The sequence below is a fragment of the Pararcticibacter amylolyticus genome (genome assembly GCF_003130405.1).
Classification (GTDB): Bacteria; Bacteroidota; Bacteroidia; order Sphingobacteriales; family Sphingobacteriaceae; genus Arcticibacter; species Arcticibacter amylolyticus.
Map to the genome: position 1 here is coordinate 86073 of NZ_QEAS01000013.1, position 11208 is coordinate 97280.

Genomic DNA, 11208 nt, shown 5'->3' on the forward strand with positions numbered 1-11208 from the left:
TCTTCTAAAACGCGGCTTGTAATGAAAATGTGAAACTTCTTGCAAATGGATAGTTAATCCCTCTTTCAATTTCAATACTGGATGATCTGAATATATCATTAGCAGTGATCGCAGCTCTGAGATTTTGAAGACGGGCCTTCTTTATCCATTCCCGTTTGAAATCATACGACAGATATACTGATTGTAATTCCAGAAGATTGTCTTTCTGAACAAAACGTGACGAAACATACGTATCATTCAAATCAGCGATATTCTTAAAAAATGTATGGTCGCCTGGCTTAACCCATCTGTCCGACAATACTCTGCTATCAACATTAAAACGGGGGTCAGCATTTTCAACCCTGTCAATAAGAGTTTGATTAAAGGCTTCCCCGCCAAAACGGTAGTGAAAACTGAAGCTAACAAGAAAACCTTTGTAGGTAATACTGCTGCCAAAGAACCCTTCAGCATCTGGAGTAGTGTTTCCCACAGGCTGAATATCTTTAACATCCCAGTCATATGTCAGTGAACCATCTTTTTTTACGAGTATTTCTCTTCCATTTTGAGGATCTATACCTAAAGATTTTACAGCATAAATTGTATAGAGCGACTGCCCTTCCAAGTATCTCAACAGCGGTGTTGTAAAAGCACCATTATCTCTGTTAGTCTGAAAATTATCAATAGTGTTATTAAAATCCTTCAACGAATTTGAGATCTTAACTATCTTATTCGTGTTGTGCGAAAGGTTTCCGTTCAGGTTGACATTAAAGTCTCTAGTTCGAAGCACGTTTGCCTGAAGATATAATTCATAACCTCTGTTTGACATATCTCCCAGGTTATCTTTATATGTCGCAAAACCTGTTGAAGGGGCTATATTAATATCAGTGATCAATCCCTGAGTTAATTTATAATAATATCTGGGGGAGATAACCACGCGATCTTTGAAAAGTCCAAGATCTACGCCTCCATCTGTCGTTTTTGTCTTTTGCCATTCCAGATTTGTATTTCCATAGCCTTTGATAGTTGCACCAATCCCTGTTGAATACCAATTTGAGGTGTTATATTCATAAAGCGACCTGGCCTGGAAAGGCTGAAAGCTCACCGATCCTACCGTTGCTATACTACCTTTTAGCCTTAACTGGCTAATGAAGGGCAGATTTTGCATGAATGATTCCCTGTGTATGTTCCAGCCCAGCCCCAAAGACCAAAAAGGAGCAAAACGTTTGTCAGATCCAAATGAGGATGACCCATCTATCCTCATAGACGCATCCATCAGATACTTGTCTTTAAAAGCATAGTTGCCAGAGAAGAAAGCACCGGCAGTTCTTGACTTAAGAACACTACCTTGGGGATGAGAATCTTCCTTGTAGATCCGGGCAAAACTAATATTGGTCATCTCATCATTTGAGAACCCCTGAGCCTCGACAACTTTCAGGTCACTTCTGGAAGATAATATATTGGCCCCTAAAACAAAGTTAAGAGAGTGCACTCCAATTTGCCTATTGTAATTCAGTGTGACATTCCCATCAATACCAAACCTTCCATCATTCTGGTATTTATAGTCCCCACGGTTGTTCAGCTTATCAGCGGCTGTAAAATAGTATCTGCTGTTATAGGGTGAGATATACTGATCGGCGGTCAATGTATTCTTATTTAAACTAACCAATCCTTTGATACGAAAACTGTTCGAGAGCCGATAATCCGCAGAAAAGGCATTGATAATTTCAGTATAAGCCGATTTATCAAAACTGCTCAGACTTGCGTCGTAAAGAGGGTTAAATACTACAACATCGTAGTACTGACCGTAAGTCTCGTCGGTGTATCCCCGATTCACCGACCATCGGGCCAGTTCCTGCACCAAAGCACCCGAACTATCTCTGATAGGAAAATATGGATTGGCTCTTACATAAGTAGAAAAATCCCCATAGGGAGAACTGGCTTTATCTACCTGCGTAATCGTGACCTCATTCTTTAAAAGAAGATTTCTACCTGGAGTATAGGTAAAATTAACACCTCCGCTATAGCGGTTATTTTCAGACCCTTTCATAACGCCGGGCTGTGTCTGATACCTAAGATCAATTCCATATCTAAATGATTTATCGCCTCCTTGTACATAGGCTGAATGCTTCTGCTGATAGGCATTCCGAAGAGGCTGGGATAGCCAATATGTATTAACTCCGCTGGCCACGTTCCTTAGCCGGGTAAATAACTGCGCTTCCAGTTGTTCTTGTGTCGTATTACCACTTTCCCCGCCGGTTTTATATAAACCCGCCAGCTGCTCATAGGCTATTTTGTCTTTTGCATTCAGTACATGATAATCAGACAAGTCAGGCCCGTTAAATGTCAACTCATAATTATAATTCAGCTGAAGTTTGCCTGGAACAGGAGCTTTTGTTGTAATAACCATCACGCCATTTGCGGCACGCGAGCCGTATACAGCAGTAGCGGCACCGTCCTTCAAAAGCGTAACTGACTCTATACGATTAATATCCAAATCAACAACCTTCTGCAAGGAGACTTCAAAACCATCAAGAATAAAAGCAGGCAGATTGTAGCTGCTCGATAGATTATTACGGTCCAGAATGTCGTCGGTAATAGACGGCAGTGCAGTAGCACCACGCACATTGATCTTTGGCAAGGCATTGGGGTCAGCTCCTGCCAGGTTGTTCTCAAGCAATTTAAACGAAGGGTCAAAGGATTGAATCGCCTTCAGAACATTCTGCGGATTATTCCTTTTGAGATCTTCGCCTTTTACCACAATGGCATTCCCCGTATATGTATCTTTTTTAATGCTTTGATAACCTGTAACAACCACGTTTTGAAGCTCTTTTACATCTGGGTTAAGTTTCACGTTGATCACTGTTCTGCCTGACACCTGGATTTCCTGCCGCTTAAATCCGATCATATTGAAGATTAAAACAGAACCGGAAGGCACAGCACTGAACATATACTTTCCATCGGCACTACTCGCCACGCTCTTTGCCGCGGCATTCGGCACTTGCAAAATAACGGTTACCCCGGGTAATGGGTCGCCATTCTCATCCGTAACCGTTCCTCTTACAGGACCGTCAGGAAGGAGTGCCTGAACCGATTCTTTCATAGCTGCACCAACAGACTCCAGCAATGTCCTTTCCTTTTCCTTTACTACTATCGTCTTTTCAATGATCGAAAATGTCAATGGCTGATCCTTAAAGATTTCTCTCAGCGCTTCTTCGAGCTGTTCGTTGGCCGTTCTCACCGTCACGGGAGCAGCTTTCTTCAGCAATTTGTTATTGTAAACGAAATTATAGCCTGTCTGCTCACGCAAGCGGACAAACACTTCCGACAATTTACTGTTCCGTTCATTAAGGGTGACCTTCTGAGAATAAAGGGCGGCACTGACATGGAGACAGGCTGCCATTATTATAATCCCCGTAATCTTCATAATCCGTACTAATTGGGAAAATAACGTTCCTGAATGTTGCCTGTAAGGCAGCGTAAAGATTTTCAGGCAGATACTGAGGTATCTGCATTGGTAAAGTAAAGCATGTTTCATACTTTTGCTTTGTTTGGGTTAATGCTGATTAAGTGAAACGAATTGGTAATAATTTAAAGGGGTTAACCTGAACGCGTTATCCAAAGCCTTTCCTGGAGACCGGATAACATTCTCCTGCTCCGGGGCGCAATCCGGAGCAGGTTATTATTCGTTGAACCCTACAAATGGTGTGTTACGTACTGTTTATCTTCATATTTGCCTGGTGAGAAATTAATGATTCTATTTTTCTGTTGATAATACGGTGATCTTTCTGCCATCAATCCTGAACTCAACCCCTCCCCCCTGTTCCAGCATTTCCAGAACTTTTGAAATTTTCACAGACTGGGAGATCACTCCGGTATATTCTTCATCAGGTAGGTTTCTGTCGTATTCAACGGTAACATCATACCAGCGGGCCAGCTGTCTCATAATTTCACTGAGCCTGGCATCCCTGAACTGAAAGTATCCGTTTTTCCAGGCGGTCGCTTCTTCCAGATCGGCATGCGGAACCAGGCTGATGCCAGAACCGGAAACCCCGGCCTGGTTCCCCGGCTTCAACAGCACTTTCTTCCCGGCACCCGACACTTCTACGGAACCTTCTATCAATGTAGCAATCGCTGCCGGTTCGCTTGCATAGGAATTGAGATTAAAGCTGGTACCCAATACCTTTATATCCAATCCCCTCCCCTTTACAAAGAATGGCTTGTTGCGGTTCCTTGCTACTTCAAAATAGGCTTCGCCTGTTAATTCAACATTCCGGGTATAGCCGGTAAATGCAACCGGAAATTTCAGCGACGAAGCGGAATTCATCCAAACTTTCGTGCCATCTTCCAGGATGAGCATATACTTCCCTCCGCTGGGCGTAGAGATGATGTTGTAAGCTGTCTGTGATTTGCCTTTCGACGATCCGGCCACCCCCGACATATCGTAAATCAACTGCCCGTCCCTTGTTTTTCTTACCACTACATTCCCCTCCCGGGTGAGCGCTCCTTCTTTTTCCTCATCAAGGGTTATCTGCCTTCCATCGGCTAATGTCAATGTGGCCTTAGTGCTGCCAGGCAGAACGTCGTTCTTAAATTTTTGAGCTGTCAGCTCGGGCTTATTATTCCTGAGTGCAAAATATCCGCCGGAGAGAAGTGCTACAAAAATTGCCGCTGCAGACAACCAGCGCAGCTTGAATACGCGGTTCTTTTCTTCCCGTGCTGTAATTTCGTCCTGGGTACGTTGATAAAGTTGCTCTCCGATAAGGTCTTTATCTCCCATTTCTCCGGAATCCCAGCTTTCATTGCCTTGCTGAAATGTATCCAGATAGTTTGCTACGAGCGCCTGCTCCTCAGCAGAAGCAGTTCCGTTAACACATTTTGCAATTATTTTCTCGAATTTCTCCTTTTCCATACGGGGGATTTGATTGTAAGTACCCTAAATAGACTGCCTGCCCCCAAAAGAAATTCTAAAAATTTATTATTTATTTAACAAAAAGGTAAAAACACTGAACATTCAATACAAGAAGAGAGAATGTGACCTATACAACAAACACAAACAATGAAAAGAGAGGTCCTGGATTATAAAAAGGAAGAAGAAATTATCAAAACCAGTGAAGCAAAACAAAAATAGCCAGTAAAACATCTCCGAGAGACGATCTGAGCCGCCTGATGGCTATTGTAATCTGATTTTCTACGGTTTTTGGAGCTATTCCGAGTTTCTCAGCAATCTCCCGGTTCGACAATTGCTGTTTTCTGCTCAAAGTGAAAATTTCCCGGCACTTATCGGGTAACTGCGAAATGTGATTATCTACTAATGAACTGATATCCCGGCCGTGAATAAGCTGTTCGCCGTTATATTCTTCGGTGATCGCAGCTGCCTGGATAAAAAACTCACTTCTTACCTTACCTGACCGGATCACTTTCAGCACCTGATATCTTGTGGCTGCGAGGAGATAGGATGACAAAGATTCTATCTGCAGCACCTCCCTCTTCATCCAAAGGTCGACCATGATCTCCTGAACTGCGTCTTCACAACTTTGCCTTTCACGGAGAATATTATAACCGTAGATATATAATTTAGACCAATATTTGTCGTATATCTCCTTAAAAGCCGACCTGTCGCCAGCCTTCATCCGACGAAGGAGAGTTTTATCATCTGCAATATCTACTATTTCTCCGGCCATAACACAAAAGCAACCCTAAGTTAGATAATTTTGATAACAATTACATAACAACTGATATTAAAAATACTTATAAATCAAAAAAAACTTCAGAAACATTAACATATCTGCAAAAAGAGACAACCATCTCAGGCAACATTATAAATATTGCCTGAGAGCCGGCGCTGCCTCTCCACATAGAAATAATGGCTGAAAGGCGGCTAATTGCCTGTAAACTTTTTAAACAATGAAGAGGCATCTTCAGCAGAAAGCTGTTTAGCCGACGACACCAGGATGCGGTATTTAAACGTGACTGATTTACCGGCGTCAAGGCTAAAGTTCAGCGTTTCTTTGCCGCCGCTCATAGCATTCTGTCCTAAAGAATTAGCTCCGAATAAACCATATCCTCTCGCGTGCCAGTAGGCCGGGTAGCCCGGATTTTGCGGATGATCCAGGATCATCACCGCAACCGGCTCGCCCTTAATATTCCCGTTTAAGATCACCCACTTGGCACGTGTTCCCCATACGCTGTCTCCTTCCCTGCCTTCACTGCTTATATAGTGGCCTGTAACTCCTTCATTGTTCAGTACCGGAACATTGGTAACATTTCCCTGGGCATCGGTGAACTTCTCCGGTTTATTGGAGGGATGCTCCAGTTCCCTGGCTACCCTTAAAGCGATCAAGCCTTCTTTATTATCCTTAAAATCCACCTTCTCATCTAAGGCTGTCAGTGTTGTAATCCGGTCGATGATCCGGATGCTATCATTCCCGCTGAAGATAAACTTTGTATTTTCCCTGAGAACAGCCTTTTTTTCACCGGGGAACCACTCCATGGTCACGTCGAGCTCACCCTTGTCCTTTCCACTGACAATCTTGTTCACCTTTTTATGACGGATAGTGCCAAACGGACCTTTATGATCTCTTGCTGCCTGGTCAGAATTGTTCCAGAAGTCGTATCCGTTCACATCGCCAAAGTTAAACCATACTCCAATATGATGGGGATGATCAACCCGTTCTCCCGGACGCGGTTGCAGAGGCCATCCCCTGGTAACAGGATTACCGGCAGCCGTCAGGACTGGATACAGGACAGGCTTTTTTATATTGTCGGGCCAGATATAAGAAGTGAAGGGCTGGCCACCAATCAATATATCAATGCGCTTCTCCTTTTCGTTGGAAAGAATCTTTACTGCTTTGGGGTTTTCTATGGACAGATTCTGAGCTCCGGCGTTCATGCTGTATGCAGCAGTTGCCAGCAGAGCGGCATAAAACAAGTTTTTCATTTGGAATGTGTTATTTAGTGACAGTAGAGCGATTGTGAATGATATCCACAATCGCTCTACTGGATTTTTTATCAGGAAAGCCTTTAAAGAGCCTTAATTTTTATACTTCTGAAGCTGACGTTATCTCCGTGATCCTGGAGCAGGATATGCCCCTTTTCGGCTTCACCAAAGTTCTTCCAGTCTTTGTATTTACTGATCGCAACCAGTTTCCTGAATTCTTCAGAGCCTCTTTTGTATTCGATCACCTTTACACCATTCAGGTAGTGCTCTACCCGGTTATCAGGATAAACGACTACCCTGCCCCTGTTCCACTCGCCTATTGGCCGGGTAAAGCGGGCTTGCTTATCCGCTTTGATCAGATCGTAAAGAGAGGCGAGTGTGCGGTTACCATCTCTTCCAAGTTTTGCATCCGGGTGCCGTTCGTCGTCGAGCACCTGGTACTCCAGGCCTATGGCCGACCCTTTATTATTCTCAGAAAGGGTGACGAAATACTTTACCCCGCTGTTCGCGCCCGGCGTCAGCCGGAATTCAAAAGAAAGATCAAAAGCGCTGAACTGTTCTTTTGTTACAATATCCCCGCCATTCTCTGATTCCTTTCCATCCGACGACAATACGGAAAGGATCCCATCCTGTATCTTCCAACCCTTTTGAGGGAATGTGGGTTTATATGCACCAACCCAGCCGGTGGTTGTTTTCCCGTCGAACAACAGTTTCCACCCGTTCCTTTTCTCGTAATCGGTAAGGGTATTAGGCCGTGTATTGACGACATAGATGCCCGAGGGAAATATTTTAGGTATCAAACCGGAGGTTCTGATCCTGATATTCTTAAAGTACACCCTTTTCCCGGCCTGTTCTTCCTTATTAATGCCATGTACCTGAAGACCGATAAAACCTTTGGGGTCCAGGGTATCGACCACATAGGCACAAGGCTTGCCGTTGATCCAGGTTCTCATTTCATTACCGATACATTCTATCCGGATATGATTGTATTCTCCCGTTTTAAAAGCTCCCTTTCCTTTTTCATTAAGAGACATCGGGTATAACCAGTCGCGCCTGCCCTCATCATACACCCCTCCGCTCCAATCGCGTTCAGAAGGATCGAATTCCATCTGGCGGCCGAAGACCTTCCCTTTTCCTTTATTAGCAGCGGGGTCAAAGTGACTCCTGGTTTGAATTCCTGAATTACTTAAGTTGCTCTCCAGTTTAGCGTCGAGTTCCAGGATAAAGTCGCCGTACTCTTTCTCAGTAACTAAAAATGTATTGCCAGAATTCATGACGGTGGTGCCGACAATGGCTCCATCTTCCACCTTGTAGGTTGCTTCTCCTGCCAGGCGCTTCCAGCCATTCAGGGTTTTTCCGTCAAACAGATTAACCCAGCCCTTTTCAGTATTTTGTGCCTGCACGTTCAGCATCCCAACGCATATAAAGAAAGCGCTTAAGACAGCACAGATCTGTTTTTTAAGTGTGTTCATTTTATGAAAGATTATAAGATGATTTCCATGCCTGAATTGAGTTTTGGTAAGTAGCCTGGTTTACCATATCTACACATATGGCTGTTTTAGCTCCTGTCAGCACATTAGATGCGGGCAGGGAGTTTTCCTGAATGCTCTTGTAAAAATCATTGAATGCATACCATGTACCGTCTTTTGCCGGTTCTTTTAACAGCGGGATCCCGCCATCGGTACTCAGCTGTATTTTTGTCGCCCCGGTAACACCATCCACAAGTTCAAGCTCCTTTCTTGTTTCCTGCTCGGGGTAATAAAATCCTTCGTTCACCAGGAGGGAAATCATTCCCTTGCTTCCTTTCAGCCTGAACATATAGCCGTCGTGCGCATTGGCGCAGGTGGCTCCGAAGTTACCGATCATCCCCGCTTTCGAATACCGCAGTATGGCCTGTACGTTGTCAAACGTCTCTCTGCCGTCTTTATAAAAGTCAATTCCCCCGGAGCCCATCACCTGATCGGGATTGGTGTTGAACACCCAGTTTATAAAATCCATCTGGTGCGACAGCAGTTCAGCGGGAAGGCCGCCTGAATACTCTTTGTACATTCTCCAGTTTATCTTCCGTTCAAGGGAGGGGTTTGGAACTGTTCTTCTCCAGCTCCAGTTACGGTCCCACCGGCAGTCTATCTGGGTAACTTTCCCCAGATATCCGTCGTCGATAATTTGTTTTACCCGGTAATAAAGCGGTGTATACCGGTACTGATGTCCCACCTGGAGGGTCAGTTTGGGATATTTCTTTGTAAGGGCAACCAAATCGATTGCCTGGGCGGTGTTGAATGTCATTGTCTTCTCCAGATAGACATGCTTGCCTGCCTTTAAAGCATCTGATGCAATCTGGAAATGCAGGTTGAGCGGAACCGCTATTACAACCGCTGCTAAATTTTTATCATCCAGCAACGCCCGGTAATCCTTATACACAGCCGGAACGGCGGGCTTTGCCTCTTTTAATGTTTCGTTCAGCCTGAAATCCAGAGGATCACACAGGGCGGTCACGTTATACTTAGTATTGAGCTCTTTTAAGGTATGAACAATCCCTTTACCGCGATCACCGCAACCGATAATACCGATATTGATGCTTTCACCATCCCCTCTGGAAGCAAAAGCTTCAGCCATCTGACTATGTAACAAGAGGCCTCCGGCAAAAACGCCCGCCTGCTTAATAAATGTTCTTCTGATCATTTTAGAATTTATATATAGAAGGCTTAATATTTAAAAACCTTCCCGTTAACCATCACTTCCTGCTTCTTCTCATCAAAAACAGCTTTTCCCCCCATCCTGACAGCAGCATTGGTCATAATAGTAGCAACAGAATGATTATAGCCTGCTTCGACAGGGGCGTTGGGTTGCTTCCTGCTTCTGACACACTCCATCCAGTTCCGCATATGGGCAGAGGTAAGGTGATCCGTCCCGGTACTGGCAGATGTAACAACCTGGCCTTCATTAATTGAAAGATCGACAACCGGGAGAAGGTTAGACTTCATATTCATGGCAGCCGCCTCTCTTTCTTTCAACCCACCTCTGGGAGATATTTTATTGGTAATTAAGTTTAATTCTCCACCGTTTGAGTAATACACCTCTCCTACACCGCCGCTCTCATTCTGCATGCGGGAGGTAAACACTACCTGGAACCCGGATTCAGGATCATCTGCTTTTCCGTAATCAAAAACGGCAGTAGTGGTATCCCAGTTCTTTCTTCCATCTTTCCATGTGTAAACCCCACCGTTTGCTACTACACTTCTCGGATGTGCCAGTCCGCTGAACCAATGGACGGTATCGATCTGATGCGACATCCACTGACCAGGCATTCCCGAAGAATATGGCCAAAACAGGCGATACTCCAGATATTTCCGCGGATCCCATGCTTCAAATGGCCTGTTGAGGAGAAAGCGTTTCCAATCGGTATCTTTTTCCTGAAGCTGAGCTACCAGATCGGGCCTTCTCCATCTTCCCGGCTGGTTTACATTCCACACCAGGTCAACGGCCGTGATAGGGCCGAATTTTCCACTCTGTATAAATTCGCATGCTGTGTGATAGTTGGCGCCGCTTCTTCTCTGCGATCCGATCTGAACGATCTTTCCCGAAGCCTTTACTGCCTTAAAGGCGGCTCTGTTATCTTCCATTGTCTCAGCAAAAGGTTTTTCGACATAGGCATCACATCCCGCCTTAACCGCCTCTATTGTATGAAGGGCATGCTGAAAATCTGCTGTGCTGATGATGACGGCGTCAATATCCTTCAGATTATACAATTCTTCATTGTTCCGGCAGGCAGTGACATCATGAGCAAATTTTTCCTTCAGATAACTGACCCCGAGATTCCTTCTGAGCGACCAAAGGTCGGATACGGCAACTATATCAAAGTTCGTTTCCTGAGAATGTTTTAAAAAGCTTGGTAACAGGGTGTCTTTAAAGCGGTCAGAAAAACCGATCACCCCTACTCTTACCCGGTCATTGGCTCCTAAAATCCTGCCATAGCTCTTTGCACTCAAACCCTTTGTCCCCAAATAAGTTCCAGCCATCGCGATAGCTGACTTCCGAATAAAATCTCTGCGTGTTTCCATTGAACGTGTGTGTTTATAACTGAATGTTGTCTATACAAGGCTCAAAACAACTATAACAATCTGATTCTCATATAGCTTATTGGTTTACGGGGCTCAAATTGAGAAAAAAAAATAAAGGCATCAATAAATGACTGTATATTTTTTACGGAAACGATTTCGGGTTTAGAGGTAAAAGCAGAAAGTTCAAAGTGGAAAGTTTAGAACAAAGAGTTTCAGGGACGAAGTTATCCG

Annotated in this window: 7 protein-coding genes; all 7 read right to left on the reverse strand. The window is 44.4% G+C overall.

The genetic code is table 11. The features are described 5' to 3' along the window. Window positions 1–4: 4 nt before the first annotated feature. The gene (locus DDR33_RS16110) at window positions 5–3379 is read right to left on the reverse strand and encodes a SusC/RagA family TonB-linked outer membrane protein (protein WP_238387827.1); all 3375 of its coding nucleotides are present in this window, start codon (window positions 3377–3379) and stop codon (window positions 5–7) included. A gap of 354 nt (window positions 3380–3733) precedes the next feature. Beyond that, the gene (locus DDR33_RS16115) at window positions 3734–4888 is read right to left on the reverse strand and encodes a FecR family protein (protein ID WP_109416838.1); all 1155 of its coding nucleotides are present in this window, start codon (window positions 4886–4888) and stop codon (window positions 3734–3736) included. 190 nt (window positions 4889–5078) lie between these two features. After that, the gene (locus tag DDR33_RS16120; RefSeq protein ID WP_109416839.1) at window positions 5079–5660 is read right to left on the reverse strand and encodes an RNA polymerase sigma-70 factor; all 582 of its coding nucleotides are present in this window, start codon (window positions 5658–5660) and stop codon (window positions 5079–5081) included. Between the two features lie 197 nt (window positions 5661–5857). After that, window positions 5858–6916: a DUF6807 domain-containing protein gene (locus tag DDR33_RS16125; RefSeq protein WP_109416840.1), complete on the reverse strand. Its 1059-nt coding sequence runs from the start codon at window positions 6914–6916 to the stop codon at window positions 5858–5860. An 83-nt stretch (window positions 6917–6999) separates the two neighbouring features. Then, a complete protein-coding gene (locus DDR33_RS16130; RefSeq protein ID WP_394341116.1) occupies window positions 7000–8388 on the reverse strand; it encodes a 3-keto-disaccharide hydrolase in 1389 nt (462 codons plus the stop codon). Between the two features lies 1 nt (window position 8389). Further along, window positions 8390–9598 carry a Gfo/Idh/MocA family protein gene (locus tag DDR33_RS16135; protein ID WP_109416841.1) on the reverse strand — a complete coding sequence of 403 codons (1209 nt, stop codon included), beginning with the start codon at window positions 9596–9598 and terminating at the stop codon, window positions 8390–8392. Between the two features lie 23 nt (window positions 9599–9621). After that, the gene (locus DDR33_RS16140; protein ID WP_109416842.1) at window positions 9622–10977 is read right to left on the reverse strand and encodes a Gfo/Idh/MocA family protein; all 1356 of its coding nucleotides are present in this window, start codon (window positions 10975–10977) and stop codon (window positions 9622–9624) included. Window positions 10978–11208: the final 231 nt, after the last annotated feature.

What these genes read in the sequence shown, in the direction of transcription:
- DDR33_RS16110 (WP_238387827.1), bottom strand. Translation starts at nt 3,379, where the DNA reads ATGGCAGCCTGTCTCCATGTCAGTGCCGCCCTTTATTCTCAGAAGGTC.
- DDR33_RS16115 (WP_109416838.1), bottom strand. Translation starts at nt 4,888, where the DNA reads ATGGAAAAGGAGAAATTCGAGAAAATAATTGCAAAATGTGTTAACGGA.
- DDR33_RS16120 (WP_109416839.1), bottom strand. Translation starts at nt 5,660, where the DNA reads ATGGCCGGAGAAATAGTAGATATTGCAGATGATAAAACTCTCCTTCGT.
- DDR33_RS16125 (WP_109416840.1), bottom strand. Translation starts at nt 6,916, where the DNA reads ATGAAAAACTTGTTTTATGCCGCTCTGCTGGCAACTGCTGCATACAGC.
- DDR33_RS16130 (WP_394341116.1), bottom strand. Translation starts at nt 8,388, where the DNA reads ATGAACACACTTAAAAAACAGATCTGTGCTGTCTTAAGCGCTTTCTTT.
- DDR33_RS16135 (WP_109416841.1), bottom strand. Translation starts at nt 9,598, where the DNA reads ATGATCAGAAGAACATTTATTAAGCAGGCGGGCGTTTTTGCCGGAGGC.
- DDR33_RS16140 (WP_109416842.1), bottom strand. Translation starts at nt 10,977, where the DNA reads ATGGAAACACGCAGAGATTTTATTCGGAAGTCAGCTATCGCGATGGCT.